20 protein-coding genes are annotated in these 16,277 nt (G+C 35.5%); 13 read left to right on the top strand and 7 right to left on the bottom strand.

Going from position 1 to position 16,277, the window contains the following annotated elements; all coding sequences use genetic code 11:
• A partial coding sequence (locus ACNF4Z_RS07050) for a transposase (RefSeq protein WP_443339446.1) occupies window positions 1-226 on the top strand: 226 nt, incomplete at its 5' end.
• A 434-nt stretch (window positions 227-660) separates the two neighbouring features.
• On the opposite strand, the gene ACNF4Z_RS07045 is transcribed toward ACNF4Z_RS07050, so the two are convergent.
• Complete coding sequence (locus ACNF4Z_RS07045; protein ID WP_458328532.1) at window positions 661-1,197, bottom strand: hypothetical protein; 537 nt, start codon at window positions 1,195-1,197, stop codon at window positions 661-663.
• A gap of 106 nt (window positions 1,198-1,303) precedes the next feature.
• On the opposite strand from ACNF4Z_RS07045, the gene ACNF4Z_RS07040 reads away from it, so the two are divergent.
• Both ACNF4Z_RS07040 and ACNF4Z_RS07035 read left to right on the top strand, forming a co-directional pair.
• Window positions 1,304-1,810, top strand: coding sequence for a hypothetical protein (locus ACNF4Z_RS07040; protein ID WP_458328531.1), 507 nt, complete (start codon window positions 1,304-1,306; stop codon window positions 1,808-1,810).
• A gap of 41 nt (window positions 1,811-1,851) precedes the next feature.
• Window positions 1,852-2,520 (top strand): zinc ribbon domain-containing protein, encoded by a 669-nt coding sequence (locus ACNF4Z_RS07035; RefSeq protein ID WP_458328530.1) that lies wholly within the window; start codon window positions 1,852-1,854, stop codon window positions 2,518-2,520.
• A 16-nt stretch (window positions 2,521-2,536) separates the two neighbouring features.
• Here the strand turns inward: ACNF4Z_RS07035 and ACNF4Z_RS07030 are convergent, their stop codons facing one another.
• On the bottom strand, window positions 2,537-3,277 hold the full coding sequence (locus ACNF4Z_RS07030; RefSeq protein WP_458328529.1) for an HAD family hydrolase: 741 nt from the start codon (window positions 3,275-3,277) through the stop codon (window positions 2,537-2,539).
• The gene (locus ACNF4Z_RS07025; RefSeq protein ID WP_458328528.1) at window positions 3,274-4,383 is read right to left on the bottom strand and encodes an alkaline phosphatase family protein; all 1,110 of its coding nucleotides are present in this window, start codon (window positions 4,381-4,383) and stop codon (window positions 3,274-3,276) included. The genes ACNF4Z_RS07030 and ACNF4Z_RS07025 overlap by 4 nt, the downstream gene beginning before the upstream one ends.
• Before the next feature lie 132 nt (window positions 4,384-4,515).
• On the opposite strand from ACNF4Z_RS07025, the gene ACNF4Z_RS07020 reads away from it, so the two are divergent.
• The 3 genes from ACNF4Z_RS07020 to ACNF4Z_RS07010 are packed head-to-tail and all read left to right on the top strand — an operon-like array spanning window position 4,516 to window position 7,794.
• Window positions 4,516-5,238, top strand: coding sequence for a hypothetical protein (locus ACNF4Z_RS07020; RefSeq protein WP_458328527.1), 723 nt, complete (start codon window positions 4,516-4,518; stop codon window positions 5,236-5,238).
• Window positions 5,235-6,845 (top strand): ABC transporter ATP-binding protein, encoded by a 1,611-nt coding sequence (locus ACNF4Z_RS07015; protein ID WP_458328526.1) that lies wholly within the window; start codon window positions 5,235-5,237, stop codon window positions 6,843-6,845. Before ACNF4Z_RS07020 ends, ACNF4Z_RS07015 begins: the two co-directional genes overlap by 4 nt.
• Entirely contained in the window at window positions 6,829-7,794 is a 966-nt protein-coding gene (locus ACNF4Z_RS07010) for an energy-coupling factor transporter transmembrane component T family protein (protein WP_458328525.1), read from the top strand. The genes ACNF4Z_RS07015 and ACNF4Z_RS07010 overlap by 17 nt, the downstream gene beginning before the upstream one ends.
• Window positions 7,795-7,828: 34 nt before the next feature.
• Here ACNF4Z_RS07010 and ACNF4Z_RS07005 read toward each other — a convergent pair whose 3' ends face one another.
• Together ACNF4Z_RS07005 and ACNF4Z_RS07000 are read right to left on the bottom strand one after the other, a co-directional pair.
• Complete coding sequence (locus ACNF4Z_RS07005) at window positions 7,829-8,797, bottom strand: PhoU domain-containing protein (RefSeq protein ID WP_458328524.1); 969 nt, start codon at window positions 8,795-8,797, stop codon at window positions 7,829-7,831.
• Window positions 8,798-8,906: 109 nt separating this feature from the next.
• Entirely contained in the window at window positions 8,907-9,659 is a 753-nt protein-coding gene (locus ACNF4Z_RS07000; RefSeq protein ID WP_458328523.1) for a hypothetical protein, read from the bottom strand.
• Window positions 9,660-9,752: 93 nt separating this feature from the next.
• Here ACNF4Z_RS07000 and ACNF4Z_RS06995 point away from each other — a divergent pair, with 93 nt between their 5' ends.
• The 3 genes from ACNF4Z_RS06995 to pth2 are packed head-to-tail and all read left to right on the top strand — an operon-like array spanning window position 9,753 to window position 11,231.
• Window positions 9,753-10,343 (top strand): CBS domain-containing protein, encoded by a 591-nt coding sequence (locus ACNF4Z_RS06995; protein WP_458328522.1) that lies wholly within the window; start codon window positions 9,753-9,755, stop codon window positions 10,341-10,343.
• Window positions 10,324-10,881, top strand: a complete 558-nt coding sequence (locus tag ACNF4Z_RS06990) for a CDP-2,3-bis-(O-geranylgeranyl)-sn-glycerol synthase (protein ID WP_458328521.1) — start codon at window positions 10,324-10,326, stop codon at window positions 10,879-10,881. The genes ACNF4Z_RS06995 and ACNF4Z_RS06990 overlap by 20 nt, the downstream gene beginning before the upstream one ends.
• Window positions 10,875-11,231: a peptidyl-tRNA hydrolase Pth2 gene (gene pth2 / locus ACNF4Z_RS06985; protein ID WP_458328520.1), complete on the top strand. Its 357-nt coding sequence runs from the start codon at window positions 10,875-10,877 to the stop codon at window positions 11,229-11,231. Before ACNF4Z_RS06990 ends, pth2 begins: the two co-directional genes overlap by 7 nt.
• Before the next feature lie 4 nt (window positions 11,232-11,235).
• Here pth2 and ACNF4Z_RS06980 read toward each other — a convergent pair whose 3' ends face one another.
• Together ACNF4Z_RS06980 and ACNF4Z_RS06975 are read right to left on the bottom strand one after the other, a co-directional pair.
• On the bottom strand, window positions 11,236-11,727 hold the full coding sequence (locus tag ACNF4Z_RS06980) for an NOB1 family endonuclease (RefSeq protein ID WP_458328519.1): 492 nt from the start codon (window positions 11,725-11,727) through the stop codon (window positions 11,236-11,238).
• Between the two features lie 4 nt (window positions 11,728-11,731).
• A complete protein-coding gene (locus tag ACNF4Z_RS06975; RefSeq protein WP_458328518.1) occupies window positions 11,732-12,883 on the bottom strand; it encodes a citrate/2-methylcitrate synthase in 1,152 nt (383 codons plus the stop codon).
• 150 nt (window positions 12,884-13,033) lie between these two features.
• Here ACNF4Z_RS06975 and ACNF4Z_RS06970 point away from each other — a divergent pair, with 150 nt between their 5' ends.
• The 4 genes from ACNF4Z_RS06970 to ACNF4Z_RS06955 are packed head-to-tail and all read left to right on the top strand — an operon-like array spanning window position 13,034 to window position 16,271.
• Window positions 13,034-13,801, top strand: coding sequence for a hypothetical protein (locus ACNF4Z_RS06970; RefSeq protein ID WP_458328517.1), 768 nt, complete (start codon window positions 13,034-13,036; stop codon window positions 13,799-13,801).
• A 50-nt stretch (window positions 13,802-13,851) separates the two neighbouring features.
• A complete protein-coding gene (locus ACNF4Z_RS06965; RefSeq protein WP_458328516.1) occupies window positions 13,852-14,628 on the top strand; it encodes a hypothetical protein in 777 nt (258 codons plus the stop codon).
• 51 nt (window positions 14,629-14,679) lie between these two features.
• On the top strand, window positions 14,680-15,222 hold the full coding sequence (locus ACNF4Z_RS06960; RefSeq protein WP_458328515.1) for a hypothetical protein: 543 nt from the start codon (window positions 14,680-14,682) through the stop codon (window positions 15,220-15,222).
• Between the two features lie 44 nt (window positions 15,223-15,266).
• Window positions 15,267-16,271 carry a TIM barrel protein gene (locus tag ACNF4Z_RS06955; protein ID WP_458328514.1) on the top strand — a complete coding sequence of 335 codons (1,005 nt, stop codon included), beginning with the start codon at window positions 15,267-15,269 and terminating at the stop codon, window positions 16,269-16,271.
• Window positions 16,272-16,277 lie beyond the last annotated feature (6 nt).

The raw sequence follows: 16,277 nt of genomic DNA, 5'->3' as shown, positions 1-16,277 counted from the left end.
CATAAGGAGATCAATACATTCTACAAATCTCATAGAACGCATGAACAAGGAGATAAGAAGAAGGATCAAGATCATTGATTCAATGCCTTCTGAAGAGAGTGCAATGAAGATCATTTATCTGAGAGCAGCAGAGATAAATGATAAATGGTCAATGAGATCATTGAGGGGATATTATAAATGCATTGATGAGATTAAGGAAATGTTCCAAAGGAGGTATCCTTTATAAATACACAACATTTGGGACACTATGTTTATATCTATTTAATTAAAAAATACTTAACCTCTAACGGATAGGTTGTTATTTTATCATGCTGAAAATTAGGTTTTAAGAATTAACATATAAAAATAAACAATGTGAGTTTAGATTATAAAGTAATACAATTCTGATTAGATGTAATTAATGAACTAAAATTGATTAAAAATCTCTCAATTAAAAATACAAAAAGTTTGGAGAACCGTATAAAAAAATAAATAAAGATAAATATAATAATAATGAATTGAATTTTTTAACAATTTTGTTTTTGATTTTAAAAAAATTTCATTTTGGGAATTTACAGAGATACCAAAATTGAAAATCCTATATATTATTTAAAATTTTTATGAAAGAGAAATGCTCTTTGAAACTTCCATATTTTATTTTTTAAAATCTTCAGATTATTTTTAAATCAAAAGCAAATCTATAAGTTCACTTGCTTCTTTTGAAGTTAGTTCCTCAAATCCTGACTTATTTCGTTCCTTCAAAAATTTTATTGAAATCTCAAGTTTTTTGGAATCCTCTGCAAGTGATTTGAGATACTTCAACTGTTTTTGCGAAATCATTTTTAATACCCTGCCTGTTTCTACATTAACTTTTTTCAATTCCTCTATTAGGTTTGAGGCTTCATCTAGTGTCAGTTCCTCAACAGAACCTTTTTTAATATTCCGGAGATATTTCATTGTTATTTCCATCCTCTCAGGCGAAGTGTTGAGATTCTCTATAAACTCCCTCTGTTTTTTTGTGAGCGGTCTTCCGATTTTACTCTCTGAGGCTTTTTTTATCTCTTCAATTAATTCTGATGCATCATCTGATTTAAGATCGTTCAGGGATGATACATTTTTCTTTGACAGGAAATCATCAACTTTCCTCTCCAGATTTATGTTATTTTTTATTAGTTTTTTCAAAAAATTTAACTGGCTTCTTGTTATGGAACCTGTCATGAATCCGTATCCAGAAAGTATATTTAATCAATTTTAAATATTTAGAATATTAAATTTTGATTTTATATATAGAAAAATTTTATGACTCCACTTACAGTGTAAAGGCATGAACGAAACAAAATCTAATCAAAATAGCACAGCACTTGTTGATAAAAGATTTCTTTTCTATCTTTACATTCTAATGGGCATAATCATGATAATGATCGGCCCGCTTTCATTTGTATATGAATCAGTTGCGTATAATTACAGTTTGATTGGTGTGGTAGTTGCCATTGGTGTCATAATGGTAATTTTTGGAGTGTTGTGTACATTTCTGGATAAAAAAAAGATGAAAATAGTTAATTTTCACATGCTTTCATTGTTGAGCGCAATTTTTGGCATTTTACTATTTTTCTTTTTTGCCTCCTTTTATGCAAAACCAATAGGCCCAATCCAGGAGCAGTACCATCTTTACATAATATCCATGTACAGTGATACTTACCATACTACATACAAGGTTAGGGATCTCATATCAGAAGATGCAAGAATATTCGGCATATTATTCATTCTTGGGGGGCTTTATATTGAACTTTACGAACGAATAAATAACAAAAAGTTCCAAAAAGTTAAATGAACGTATAAAAATATTTATGTATTTAAAAAAATTACTATTTAATGAAATGTCCAAACTGTGGAGCAGAGAACCCCTCTGGATATGATTTCTGCATACAATGTGGAAACCAGCTTCCTAAGGCTAATCAGCAAGGCCAATTCCAACAGGGTTTGAATTGCAGAAGGTGTGGTTTTTCTAATCCGGAAGGAGTCAGGAAATGCCTCAACTGCGGTGCTGACCTAACAATGGGTGAGGGCCCAATGTCAGCCCCTCAATCACAGTATATCCCAAGACCATTTGGAGTGACAGTTCTTGGAATTCTTGGGATGCTTAGCTCTCTCGGCTTTATTTTTATCGGCATTGCTCTTCTTGTATTACCTAATTTTCTTTCAGGTATTGTAATAACTTCAACTGGTACACAGCACAGTGTTAACGTTACCTCAACTTCCGTATCCACAGGTGCTGAAATAATATTTTTGATAATTGGTGTTATAGCACTTGTATTTGGTATTATTTATTTCTTCTTTTACTATTCATTCTACAAGGGAAAAAACTGGGCCAGAGTATTGCTATTGGTATTCTCAATAATTGGTCTCTTAGGTTCCATAGCATCCATCCTTTTCCTTGGCCCATTTGTAATTCTTAGCTTTCTTTTCAATCTGATAGTTGTAATATACCTGACAAGACCACATGTTAAGGCATTCTTTGAAAGAAATCGTCGTGTCTATTGATTTTTAAATAAATCATTTATTTTATTACTTCACTCCTACGTAATTTTTTACTGTATGAAATTTCAATTGTTTTAATAACTTCACTGAGAGGAGTGAAAGACCTGATTGATTCTATATCTATCTCTGCAGGAAGTGGTTGATTCTTAAAATTAACCCATATTGCAGATATTCCATAATTTATGGCTCCTTCAATATCGGCCTTCCAGTTATCTCCAATCATTACGGTATTTTCCTTTTCCACAGCGCACATTTCCTGTGCAATTTCAAAGATCCTGGTTTCAGGTTTAAAGGCATTATGATCATATGCGGCAACCATAAAATCAAAGAAATGGCCTATACCTGTTGCCTTGATTTTTAGCTGCTGATATGAACTCATATGATTTGTCACTATTCCTAAAACATAGCCATTTTTCTTCAGATATTTGAGAAGAGGTATCACACCAGGATATAATTTTCCAAATTTAATGTGAAGTTCCCTTATCCTGTTATGAATCTCCAGAACTTTATCCTGCCTCAGTGGAAGCCCAACCATTTCAAGGAATCTTTCTGTCCTTATTTCATTTGTTTTTTCTGGAATTACATTATTTTCCAGTAAAGACTTAAGATTGTAATCAGTGAAATAGAATCTTGAAATCAATTCATCCAGCGGTATTGGCTTCATAAATCTGTATTCTTTTCTCAGTTGAATGAAAGTCCTTCTCATTGCTGAAAGATCATCATAAATTGTATTGTCAAAATCAAAAAAGACAGCCCTCATTGAATAACCACCAGTGGTATTAACATTTCATCCTCTGAAAGTCCTCCATGTTTTCCCAGAAATTTCTGTTCAAGTCCATCGTCTGCAGTTTTTGGATAGTTATAAGATCTGCCGGATGTTGCAGCAATAATTGTATTGAAAGATGTTTTCTCCTTAATTTTCAAAGACCCCATTAGATTTGTTATGTTTTTGTCTGTTGCTTCAAATATTGCTGCATCTTCATATTTGCTCATTTCCTCACTAAGACCTGAAAAATTGTCTGCAGAAAGAAAAAGTGACCTGCTTGCCCCAAAGGGTACCGTGGAACAGTATCTGTCTACAATTTCTTTCACATTAAGCTCCTCTGTTGTTCTCACATGGCCATGATCTGCGGTTATAACGGATGTGTAGTCCCTTTTATGTTCTTCCAAAATCTGTTTTACATTTCTGAAGGTGTATCTTATGGCTTCTACCGTAGGCATTCCATCCGGTCCATACTTGTGGGCCATTGAATCCACAAATGGAAGATATGCATAAACATAGTCATAATTTGATGAGAGTGCCTTTCTAAGTGAAGTGAAGCAATCAAAAACTCCTGAATAGTACTCCCTTTTACCCCCAACACCATGAGTCAGCGTGGATAATTCAGATTTTGCTGTAAACTGAGGAGCAATAACACATACACTTTTTCCATTCTGTTCTCCTAATGTGCATATGTCATTAACACTGAAGGCTTCCCTCATTGGCATTACCTCCCTCAGCTGATCTCTCTCTTTTGAGTATATTGAAGAATAATCGAAATTGTTGATTATTGATCCAAACTTTTTCAGATATGTTGAAACCCCAAGAACACCATGTTCACCTGGCATCAATCCAGACATCATTGTTGTTAGAACTGTTGTTGTTATGGATGGAAATACTGATGTTATATACCTGTCCTCATTGCCAAGAACACCGGCATTTAATCCCATGTTATATCCAAAACCATCCATCAAAACAACACACATCTTTTTTTCATCTTCATTTAATCCCTTAATTGTTTTTCCAGAGACCTTTAGCCCAAGTGATTTCATAACAGTTTGAGAAAGGTTGTAGATGCTTCCTCCATCGTAATCCGGAAATATCATGCTTCGAGAATTATACTTCAATCTAATATGTTTCTCCCATACTTTATGATGAAATAAATTCAATATATATTTTACATTTCATTATTTTTATTATATTCAAAATCTAAAAGTATGATCCCCTCATAAAAAATTATGTCCTTCAATGGAATAGGAGCATATACCACAGTCCCAGGCATGATTCCGTGGGAAATAGTGGTGATATATTTCGCGCTTGCACTTGGTATAGTGTTCTATTTTTACAGAAGAAACAAAGGCTTGGAAAACTTTTCCACCGTAGACTTTGTGTACATAGGTATAGGAGCAGCTTTTACTGTTGTGTGGGAGTTTTTCATAGGTCCACTGCTTGATAAAATAGTACCTCCAGGGCTTTCAGCATTCATAGGTTTTGGGTTTTTTGGAAGGATAGTTGTTCTTTTCATAGTTGCAGGACTGGTCAGAAAACCAGGTGTTGGTATGCTTAGCCTTGCCATATTCGATATACTAGGAGATCTTGTTCATTATGGTTTTTCGGGAGAGCCCGTATTTGTATTCTACGAGGCATTGACATACGGATTGCTGATTGATCTTGCAATTGTGTTCACAAAAGGAAAGCTGTTCAATTATTCAGATAAAGAAGAAAAAACCGGGAGACCAAATTTACTTTTTCCAGTTATGATTGGAGCAATAATTGGATTCGCCTGGGCTTTCCCGGATCCATTTTTCTACAGTGCTTTCTTCGGGCCATTCCTTTATGGTTCAATAGTAAACTGGTCAAAAATTCTGTTTACCTTTGCTGAGTCAATTCCGGGAGACATAGTATTTGGTGCTCTCGCTGGTATAATTGCAAAAAGGGTTTCAAGAGTATTGGGATCATGAAGGCAGTAGAGATAAGAGATTTGGAATTCAAATATATGGGACAGGAAACACCTGCCCTTAGAATAAAAAATTTTGTGATTGAAACTGGTGAAACCGTTCTAATAACAGGAAAATCAGGATCTGGAAAATCCACACTTGTAAACATCATCAATGGTATAATCCCCTCGGTTATTCATGGAAATCTTACGGGTACCATACTTTTAAACGGCATTGATCAGAGGAAAATGAAAATTTCAGATATATCAAGAATTGTTGGAACATTATTACAGGATCCGGAAAGACAGGTACTGAGTTTTTCCATCACAGATGAAATTTCATTCGGGCCTGAAAACCTCAACTTGCCTGTTGCTGAAATAGACAGAAGAGTGAAACTTGCCATTGAAAAAACCGGCATATCTGATTTTCTAGAAAGAGAGACGACAAAATTATCAGGAGGAGAACTTCAGAGAGTTGCTCTTGCCTCGGTGCTTGCCATGGAACCTGAGATTCTCATACTTGACGAACCCACTTCAAACATTGATCCTGAGGGGACTGAAAAAATATTTGAATTTCTCAAAGAAAACAAGAACAGGATCACGATGGTTCTGGTGGAACACAAGGTTGAGAGGGCATTTCCATTCGTTGATCGGATTGTTGTTGTGGATAATGGGGAGATAAAACTTGATGTTCATAAGTCTGAACTCTTGCAGCATGTGGAAATACTGCTGAATTCTGGGATTGAAATTCCGGAGGAATATATTTACGCCAACAAACTTGGCCTTGATACTGTGGACATCAACATTGTAAAGAAAAAAATTTTGGAGAATAATATCAAACTCTCCCATAGAAAAAGAAACACAAACGGGAATGTGATACTAAAATATTCAGGAAGTGTGGAAGTTGAAGGGCATAAAATTCTAGAAACATCTCTTTCATTAAGGGAAGGTGAAATTTACTGCATAATGGGAAAAAACGGGGCAGGCAAGACCACTCTGATTAAATCAATTATGGATTTTCTTGACAAAAGGGTGTTCACAAAAAAGGAAATCGTTTATTATAAAGGTGAAGACATTTCATCCTATGACTACGCAGACCGCGGAAAATACATTGCTTATCTCCCACAGAGTTTTGACTTGATGCTTGTTAACAGGACTGTGGAAGATGAGATTTACTTTTCAGGAAAAATGAGAAAAATAAAGAACTACAAAGAGAAGGGAGATTTTTTCATCAAAATGTTCTCTCTGGAAGATAAAAGAAAAATGGATCCACTATCTTTGAGTACAGGACAGAGAAGAAGAGTGTGCATGGGTGCTTCTTTTTCATCATCAGCTGACATTATTCTCATGGACGAACCTACATCTGGACAGGACTTTTATCACAAAAAGATACTGGGTGAAGAATTGAGAGCACTTTCATCCCAGGGGTATTCCTTTATTATTGTTACACATGATTCAAGATTTGCATACAGATATTCAGACCGAATTGGTATACTCTCTGAGGGGAAAATAATTCATGAGGGGGAGCCGGAAGAAATTTTCCTAAAGTCTTCTAAATACCATGTTTTACCCCCATCTGATTTTCTATTAAGATACAACATGGAGGATGATTTAGGTGTACAGTATAATTGATACAATAATAAGCTGGCTTCTATTCATATTTGGAGTAACAGTCCCTTTTTATCTTATACTGGGGGCAATAGGCATAACTGGATTCAGAGAACTCACCACATATGACAATTACAACACATTTTATTACAAAACTAATGCTGCCCTTAAGATTCTTCTTTCCTTTGTAATTGTAATAATAGCAGCATATGTGGTTTGGTGGATTGGGGCCATTATTACAGTAGCAATACTTCTCTCATGGATAACATTAAAAAATTCATCAAGAAAGATATTTCTCCTTTCACTTCTTCTTTTTTCCACCATCATTGGAACGGTCTGGTCATATGCCCCCTCTGAACCTCCGGAGATTATTGCTTTGGCCCTACACATGAGTGTAAAGAATTTTACAACAATATGGGTTTGGCCCCCATATTTTACAATATTCGGTTATGTGAGGGAACTTTCACTTCAATCAATAATTTATAGTTTCCAGATTTCATTCAGATTCACTGCAGCACTGGTTGCCAGTCTTCTGCTCATTCAGACGAGTACACCTTCCCAGATAATAAAATCAATGGAAAAAATCAAGGTTCCAATTCCAGTAACCTTTGCCATAATTGTTGCACTCAAAACTATTCCCCTTGTGTTTGAATCATTTGATTCTGCAATAAAAATACAGATGATGAGAGGTTATGGGCCTAAGAGATTCAAGGGGATTCGTGTTTTTTATATTCTTGCAGCAGGTATAAGGGCAATTGTACCAACAATAGTTCATCTATTCAGAGGTGCAAAAGATATTGCAATATCAGCAGATACAAGGGCATTCAGAGCCTACAAAACAAGAACACTTTACGGCGTTAAGAAACTTGGAAGAGAGGATTACATATTTGCAACGTTTATTATTTTGGCTGTTACTCTCTCATTAGTTGCCCTTCTTTCTGGATTTGGAAGGGCAATACCCTATCTCACATAATTTCAATACATTTATAAAATAATTTTTAAATGAATTATACCTTAACTTCATCATTTCTTGTTACAGTTCTGTCCATAGTCAGTTCAGCAATATCAGTGGAGTAAAGTCCTATCCTTGAAATATCCTCAACTATTGATGAAATGTAACTGTTTTTTGAATATTTCCTTACAAGTGCCATTTTTATTTTCAAAAATTCTCCCTTGTAATTAACCAGCTGGTTCATGGTTTTAAGATCGGAACCAAAGAAAAGAGTTGTTGCCTTCTGAAAAATAACACCAATTTTTTCGAGAAATTCCTTTACATCATTGAATTCTGAAAAATTCTGAAAATCCATTTCAAGCATGTTCTGGTTAATGTTTACGATGTGATCCGCAACACGCTCAAGTATCCTGGAAAAGAAAAGATAAAATACGCTTTCCGTTCTGTTTTCTGCTTCATTTGATGCAGCTTTTATTATGTAGAAATGGTACCTGTCAACATCATCATCTCTGCTTATTATGTTTTCAATCAGTTCATTGCTCTTGAATTCCATGACCTTTATGGAATCGTTAAGCATTGACTGTACGTTCACAACCATCCTTTTCAAAGCGTTTGGTGTTGGAAATGTTTCATAATCCAGAACATTTTGAAGTACAATTGTCCTGGAGGTTTCTTCAAATATCTCAACACCCATCACAAGCCTGGTGTACTTTCTAACAACCTCCTTAACACTGGCAGATATGTATCCACTAGATTTTATCTGAAGTGTGTCGTATCCTCCTATGTACATTGCTATGAGTGTCCTTTGCAGAAGATCCAGATCTGAATTGTCCTGCAGATCAATGATCTTGTGAATTTCAATTTTTCTTTTTTCCTTTGGTGATATTACAAGTGAATCGTTGTCAACAGAGAGATTTATTATTGATCCTTTCTCTATTGCATTTTTTTTGACCCAGTCTTGTGGCAAAGATACTATGTATGTTGAACCCCCTGTAAGCTGTACCTTTCTTGTTTCACGTATCATAAATACTTATAATTGGTATATATAAAGATTTTATCTATATAGAATAGACTGTAGTTAATATAAAAAATATACCAAATTATAAATAAATATAATTAAAGTAAAGAATATATTATTTGTTTTGCTGATTTCTCATCTGTGATCTAAACCTGGAAGCATTTGAAACAGATCTTGCTATAAAGAGACCAACAATATATAATAGTGTAATGAAGAAATAAAGAAACAGATAATTTGTGAATATGAAGAAAAGATATGAATATTCAGGCAGATTTATTGGGCCTCTTACAAAGCCTGTGCTTACATTTAGATCTGTGTAGTTAAGTGTGATCTCGGTCTCCATTGCACCCGAGGGTAATTTACCAAGATTGTAAGACAAATTGTAGAATCCGTTTGTTTCAGTAACATTGTTTAGTGATGTGTTTACAACAGCGTTGATAAACCCAAGAAACACCGAATATACTGTGATAACAGGTTTAAAATGACCCTCTGGCAAACCTGAAAAATTTGCATATATGGTAAAATTCCCATCTGAGGCAGTGTATGGTGAAAAAGTAAGATTGAAAGATTCGCCTGAATTATTACTGTAATGCAATGTGCCTGGATCAACATATGTAATTGGGGTAAGAACAACCGCCTGAAGAATAAGTGCGAATATTATCAGTGGAATTCCATATTTCAATCTTTTCAATATTCCCCAAATATTAGAATAGTGGAGAGAAATGAATATTACCAAGGGAAGAAGAAAAAGAACGTAAGGATTCCCTGCAATAACGTATCCAAAAACAACAAGAACGGAAAGTATTAAGGATAATACAATATATTTTTTGATAGATGGAACGTTTTTTCCCCTTTGATTTTCTTCCATATAAAACTGTATTGTAATTATGTAATTAAATCTCTTTTAAAATATTGATTAAGACATGATAAATTTAATATTACTCACGTTAATATTACTTCCATGTTACCTACACTTCAGGAAATAGCTAAGATGAGAAAATCGTTAGGATTGAGTCAGAAAGAGGTGGCAAGGGAATTCAATCTCAGTCAATCGTACATTGCAAGAATGGAAAAAGGGGATATAAACCCAAGTTATGAAAATGTTAAGAAAATATATGATTACCTTTATAACTTCAGCAAAAAGACAAGAAACATAGAAATACCGGCAGAACGTATTATGACATCAAATGTGATCTGCTGTTTTGCAAGTGATTATACCATTTATGCAATTGAGAAACTTAAAAACAACGGTATATCGCAGATGCCAGTTCTTAACGAAAACTCTCTGGTTGTTGGAACCATTTCAGAGGAAGATATAAACAATTTTCTACTTCGTGGTCACGATCCTTCAATTTTTTCAAAAATGCCAGTTTCAAGAGTTATGGGGAGTGCACTTCCACAATTGCCAGGAAAAACACCAATATCTGTTGTATACCCAATTCTGAGACATTCAAATGCTGTTCTCATTACGGATAAACTTGAGATAAAAGGGATTATTACCAAAGCTGACATTCTGAAAGCTGTAGAAAATTATGCAGTCACTGATATATGAAATTCTGGGTGGACTTTTCTTTTTTGCTCCAGCCCTTTTTGCAAATCCTCTGGCAGTAATTACAGGTGGCCACCTTGTGATAGACAGGGGAAAAAACCTGAGAGATGGAAAAAGGATACTGGGGGATGGAAAGACATGGAGTGGTTATTTTGGAGGTAGCCTGCTAGGGGCCGGTGTAGGTTTTCCATTTTCCCTTTTTGGTGTTTACATGTTTTTCGGAAATTTTGATCATTTTAAAATAATCACTGTTTTAATGAGTGCCCTGTCACTTGCCTTTGGATCCCTGACAGGGGACCTTTTTGGTTCGTTTATCAAAAGGAGAATGGGAATGAAAAGGGGGGCTAAAGGAAATTTGCTTGATATGTGGCCCTTTGTCCTTATGTCATTCCTTTTCCTTTTGGTTTTTTTTAGGGTTGTTTTCTTCCAGATTTACGGAAATTTTATTGATATAATAATTCTGCTGATTATAACGCCCCTTCTTCACAGAGGCGTTAATATAATTGCTTATAAAATGCACCGGAAGGATGTTCCATGGTAGAATACAAGATGATCATAGGTATGAGAAAGGATCTGGATATGGGAAAGGGAAAGATTGCTGCACAGGCATCACATGCGGCAGTTTCCTGTGCCGTGTGGTCACTAAAACATGAGAAAAAAGTATACAAAAAATGGGATGAATCAGGTCAAAAGAAAATTGTTATAAAATTAAATGATGAGTCTGAAATATACAAAATAAAAGCACGGGCAGAGGAGCTTGGTCTTCACACACATGTGGTCATTGATGCAGGAAAAACCCAGGTTGAGTCAGGAACTGCAACATGTATTGGAATAGGCCCTGGACCAGAGGACATTATTGATAGTATAACAGGAGATTATTCCCTCCTTTAAGACCTCACCTTTGATTGAATGTATGCGAAGGTTTTCTGCTTATTCTGTGACCACACACATCACATATCTTCTCATTTTCCCCAGTTTTCCTTCCACATCCACAACAAACATACTCCCAGATAATTCCGGAGTTTATTCCTGAAAGGTTGCATTTTGAAAAAGGAACACCCATATACAGGCACACATTCTGTATTGCATAGTCGTCGGTTATCACCTCCCCGTTATATTCTATAGCGGTGGCAATGACCTCAATATCCTGTCTGCTCAGGATTACCTTATCACCTGTTTTTCCTGCCTGTTCTTTCACCATTGCAACATACTTTTCATCTGGGCTCCTCACTGTAACAGAATCAAGAATACTTCTCATTAGCCTTCCCATCTTACCCTTCCTTATTTCCCCTATTACTGCCCATGGTATTATGCAATTAATGGAGAGAAGGTCTATCTTTCCTGCAAGTATGGCACTGGTGTCCGGAACGTACACCTTCTCAGCCATGTCTTTATTCTCTTTCATTTATGGGTATATATGGAAGTGGTCCCTTGTTTCCCACATACTTTGCCTTTGGCCTGAAAAGCTTGTTGTCCTTTACATATTCCAAGCATCTGGCAACCCAACCAGAAGTTCTGGCTACTGCAAATATTGGTGTGAACATCTCTGTTGAAAATCCCATTGAACTATAAATCATTCCTGAATAGAAATCAACATTAGGGAAAATACCCTTCTCTCCAAATTTGCTAATCATCAACTGTTCCACTCTGTTTGCGGTTTCATAGAGATTTCTGTTGCTTTTCTGAGTTATGAAATCTGCATATTTTTTCAGCACCTTTGCCCTTGGATCATACACCTTGTATACACGATGTCCAAATCCCATGACCCTCTCCTTTCTTTCAATCATACCCTGTAAATATTTTTCTGCGTTCTCTGGTGAGCCAATACTTTGTAGCATCTGTAGTGCCTTTTCATTTGCCCCACCATGAAGTGGCCCTTTCAGGGTACTTATTGCAGAAGTTATTGCAGAATACATGTCTGCCATTGTTGAAATTGTAACAAGGGATGAAAACGTTGATGCATTCATACCGTGATCTGCATGAAGTATGAGTGCTGTGTCCAGTATTTTTGACTCAACAGGATCCGGTTTTCTTCCCAGGGATGAATAGAAGAAAGATGAGGCAAAATTTAGATTGGGATCGTCCTTAATAATGTCCTTTCCAACGTATATCCTCTGAATAGCTGCAACCATAGCATTTATGTTTCCTATAAGATTTATCCCAACCTCTTCCTTGTGTTCATATGTGTTTTCAGACTCCTTTTTGTCCAGAGATCCAATATATGAAACTGCTGTTCTTAATGTAACCATTGGATGGGTTTCTTTTCCTATTTCCCTAATTAAATTCTCTACCTCTTCTGGAATCCTTCTTGCCTCTTTCAATCTTTTAACATAATCATCATATTCTTTTCTATTAGGTAATTTACCGTAAAGCAGAAGATAGGAAACCTCTTCATAATTGCTTTTTTCCACCAGCTCATTTATATCATAACCACGATAATTCAGCATGCCTATTTGGCCGTCCACATATCCAACCTTTGTCTCGGCTGCTATTACACCTTCAAGTCCCTTATAAACAATCTGATCGTTTCCTGACTTTTCCATGATATATCATCTTCAACTGGTTATTGCAAAGGCATAAATAAATGTTGAAACAATATTTATCCTATGATAATTTCTTAATTATTTCCTCATTCAAAATTTATAAAATGTCAAGTTAAGAAACTTTATTATATCGTAGTATTATCATAAATTATGGATTTTAAATATGAAGGTCGAATTCCAATTTCATTGCCCCCACCTGTGGTCGGGGATATAGTAAAAAACCCATGGTTCTTTTTCAACATGATGAGCCATGTGATTGTATTGAGGATGGAGAGTGTAAAGGAATATTCAGTAATATTTGTTCCAGATGTAGAGCAATCCAAAAATACACTACATTATGGAAAACTGTCTGGGCCTTTTGAAAGTGAGTCCCACGAGATAAGATATGATCTTGAAACTGCAGACAGACAGATAAGAATGACAGTGGGAGCTCACCCAAAACCTGAAAAACAGTCGACAATACTTGTTATTGACTGGACTGTAAACATAAATACAAATGCCTACGACAGGTATAATGGGGAAAATTTCACTCTTAATCCAGAGCATATGATCAAGAAACATTTCATACCGGTTATGGAAGATTTTCTTTCATTCTTCTTTTACAGAGAAGAAGGAAAGGAGTTTCTCCTTGAAAATTATAAGATGACTGGAACAGTCGTTATTCCAAAGATCAAGGAGAGAGCAAATGTACTAAAAAATTGCATAGTTATAGGAACCTCCCCCGATCTGGATTTCTATATAGTGGCAAAAGACTCCCAACTGGATAGAATAGTTGCTGAAAAGAAGAATTCAAAGTTTTTTGGGGGAGATGCCATACTTGAAATTGTGAACTATTCAGGCATGTATATTGTATCAGTATACAGCATAAAAGCGGAGAATCAGATAGAAGAACTTCTTGAAAAACAGAGGAGATCATAACTTACAAATTTTTTAGGTAAAAGTATTTATTTTACCTTGCATACTATTTTATGGACTTTAATCAGACCTCATCCATAAGCGTCAGCACATCACCATCAGTAACCCTGGAAATAGTTAAGAACCCATGGTTCTTTTTCAATTTTACAAGCCATATTTTTGTTTTGAAAAAAATCTCTGATCAGCAATGGGACATTGTTTTTTGCCCCGACATTGATCAATCGAGGAAAAATATAATTGAATATGGCATTCTTGATGGCCCTAAGGTTGACGGGAATTCTGTAAGGTACGAGGGTAAGTCTTCCACAGGACAGATAAGTTTTGATATTCTCTGCAACTGCATTCCTGAAAGAAATAATACTAAACTTAGGATTGACTGGAAAATGACCATAAACATAGATTTTTATGAAAGGTTCAGAGGCAGAAACTTTTCACTAGATCCTGAGCATCTGGTTGACAAACATCTTGGTATTTCATTCAAGAATATGGTTGAACTCATAACATTTAAGGAGAAGGGAAAGGAGTTTCTTCTTGAGATCGTCAATTCATCAGGACTTGAAGCCATTCCTAAAATTAAAGACTATGCGGCAAAAATAAAAAATTGTGTTATACTAGGAACGTCAAAAAGCATGGATTTTATAATCATTGTGGAAAGTGGAGAAATGAAGAGTATAAGGGCAGAAAGTGGAAACAAACAAACCTTTGGCGGGGATGGAATCCTTGAGATACTAAATCACCAGGAAATCTTTTCAATAGGTATTTATCTCCCTGAATCAAGTTCAAGGGTTAATGAATTGCTGGATAAGCAGAAATCAATGGGAATTAACTGAAAATAGAGGATTGTTTCATAATCCTTAAATTCAATACTTGCATTTTCATTTATGAAATTGTCCCACTTTCTTGAACATACTGTTAAAAAAGAGATGTACAGGGAGATTGCCATTAACATTGCTTCCAATAATCCGATCTCAGCGTCTCTTGCCCTTTTTTCTTTTTCAGAGGTAGTGGGAGGAGTGAGCAGAATAATTCATGGAGAACTTGAAGAGGTAGCATTTGGACCAAACCAATCAGCAAGGAATTTTGAGGAAATACTGAAGAATATGGGAAAACCCTATGAAAAAGTTGATTTCAGACTGGTATACAGAGTGATAAGAGGAGGGATTGTTCACTCATATTTTATAAGAAAACCAGCATCGATTGTGATGAATCCTGATGATCCGTACGGTATACTTGACTATGGATTGAAATGTTCATTTTCTATGGATTCTGAAAGAATAATGTTCAACGTAAACCAATTCTTTAAAGATTTTAAAAGGGCTGTGAATAGAGTCAAGAGAGAAGTCAAGAAATTCAATCTTGAGGATTATGAGGTATTTTCACACTGGGCAAACTATCGCCTCAATCTGTCACTTGACGTAAAGTAATATATGGAAACTAATAAATCTTTTATTATTATAACATGATGATTATGATCAGGTATGGCATTGCAGGTATACCTTTAACCAGCAAGGGAAGAACATTAATTGATTCAATAACAGATTCTTTTAAACTTGGTCTCAGGGCTCTTGAAGTTCAGCTTTTAAGGGTAAATGTACAGGAATCTCCAGGCATAGACTATGAGGGAATGATGCCCAGGGAAAATGAAAATTCAATAATAGTTGATGTGCAGAGGCCTAATGAGGAAGGTGAGTATGAAAGCGTTGGCATTAACACGGTAATACAGGAGGATGACACGGTTCAGGAGATATTTTGGAATCTTGCAAAAAATTATGAGGAACTTAAATTTGCTTCTGAGCTGGCCAAGGAACTGGATATTCAACTATCAATACATTCACCATACTATATGGATATGTTAAATGGTGAAGAAATGAGGGAAATATCACTTAACCATTTGAAATGGACTATGGAGATAGGTAAAGCGATGGGTGCAAAGAGAGTGATAACGCACACAGGCTTTTATCCAGAAGGTAAGAAAAATCCAGTGAAGGTAGCTGAAAATGTATACTCTGATTTCATCAAAAACAACAAAATTGATGAAACCTATCCTTACATAGGCGTAGAGACCTCAGGAAAGCCTGAAATTTTTGGCACGGCAGATGAAGTTCTTTCGTTGAGTAAGAAAATAAACATGATAGAACCTATTCTGAACCTTCCACACTATCATTCAAGGGAAAACGGAAAACTCATAGATGTTAGTTCGTTCAACGAAATAATTAACATGTTTAGTGAGTATTCAAAGGGTGATGTATATCTGGAATTTGCGGGAGTTGAATACGGAGATTCCAGGGAAAGGAAACTTACTGCCATAAAACATGGGGATCTGAAGTTTGAAACAATGGCAGAAGCGTTGATGAGTAGGGAAGAAGACTTTACAATAATTTCCTGTTCACCATTATTGGAACACGATGCACAGTATATGGAGGTTATTTTTGCAAGAAACTATTCCAGGCATGTTCAAAGAAAGAAGAAATGAGGTGAT

It is taken from the genome of Caldiplasma sukawensis, from assembly GCF_052315375.1.
GTDB lineage: Archaea > Thermoplasmatota > Thermoplasmata > Thermoplasmatales > Thermoplasmataceae > Cuniculiplasma.
Note: the sequence above shows the minus strand (reverse complement) of the source record. Positions and strands in the feature narration are given on the sequence as shown.

Excerpts from the sequence above, each read along its gene's own strand:
- ACNF4Z_RS07005 (WP_458328524.1), bottom strand. The coding sequence starts at position 8,797 with ATGATACGTGAAACAAGAAAGGTACAGCTTACAGGGGGTTCAACATAC.
- ACNF4Z_RS06960 (WP_458328515.1), top strand. The coding sequence starts at position 14,680 with ATGAAATTGTCCCACTTTCTTGAACATACTGTTAAAAAAGAGATGTAC.
- ACNF4Z_RS06980 (WP_458328519.1), bottom strand. The coding sequence starts at position 11,727 with ATGGCTGAGAAGGTGTACGTTCCGGACACCAGTGCCATACTTGCAGGA.
- ACNF4Z_RS06970 (WP_458328517.1), top strand. The coding sequence starts at position 13,034 with ATGGATTTTAAATATGAAGGTCGAATTCCAATTTCATTGCCCCCACCT.
- ACNF4Z_RS07015 (WP_458328526.1), top strand. The coding sequence starts at position 5,235 with ATGAAGGCAGTAGAGATAAGAGATTTGGAATTCAAATATATGGGACAG.
- ACNF4Z_RS06955 (WP_458328514.1), top strand. The coding sequence starts at position 15,267 with ATGATCAGGTATGGCATTGCAGGTATACCTTTAACCAGCAAGGGAAGA.
- ACNF4Z_RS07040 (WP_458328531.1), top strand. The coding sequence starts at position 1,304 with ATGAACGAAACAAAATCTAATCAAAATAGCACAGCACTTGTTGATAAA.
- ACNF4Z_RS06990 (WP_458328521.1), top strand. The coding sequence starts at position 10,324 with ATGCAGTCACTGATATATGAAATTCTGGGTGGACTTTTCTTTTTTGCT.
- ACNF4Z_RS06995 (WP_458328522.1), top strand. The coding sequence starts at position 9,753 with ATGTTACCTACACTTCAGGAAATAGCTAAGATGAGAAAATCGTTAGGA.
- ACNF4Z_RS06965 (WP_458328516.1), top strand. The coding sequence starts at position 13,852 with ATGGACTTTAATCAGACCTCATCCATAAGCGTCAGCACATCACCATCA.
- ACNF4Z_RS07045 (WP_458328532.1), bottom strand. The coding sequence starts at position 1,197 with ATGACAGGTTCCATAACAAGAAGCCAGTTAAATTTTTTGAAAAAACTA.
- ACNF4Z_RS07035 (WP_458328530.1), top strand. The coding sequence starts at position 1,852 with ATGAAATGTCCAAACTGTGGAGCAGAGAACCCCTCTGGATATGATTTC.
- ACNF4Z_RS07030 (WP_458328529.1), bottom strand. The coding sequence starts at position 3,277 with ATGAGGGCTGTCTTTTTTGATTTTGACAATACAATTTATGATGATCTT.
- ACNF4Z_RS07000 (WP_458328523.1), bottom strand. The coding sequence starts at position 9,659 with ATGGAAGAAAATCAAAGGGGAAAAAACGTTCCATCTATCAAAAAATAT.
- ACNF4Z_RS06975 (WP_458328518.1), bottom strand. The coding sequence starts at position 12,883 with ATGGAAAAGTCAGGAAACGATCAGATTGTTTATAAGGGACTTGAAGGT.
- ACNF4Z_RS07025 (WP_458328528.1), bottom strand. The coding sequence starts at position 4,383 with ATGATATTTCCGGATTACGATGGAGGAAGCATCTACAACCTTTCTCAA.
- pth2 (WP_458328520.1), top strand. The coding sequence starts at position 10,875 with ATGGTAGAATACAAGATGATCATAGGTATGAGAAAGGATCTGGATATG.
- ACNF4Z_RS07020 (WP_458328527.1), top strand. The coding sequence starts at position 4,516 with ATGTCCTTCAATGGAATAGGAGCATATACCACAGTCCCAGGCATGATT.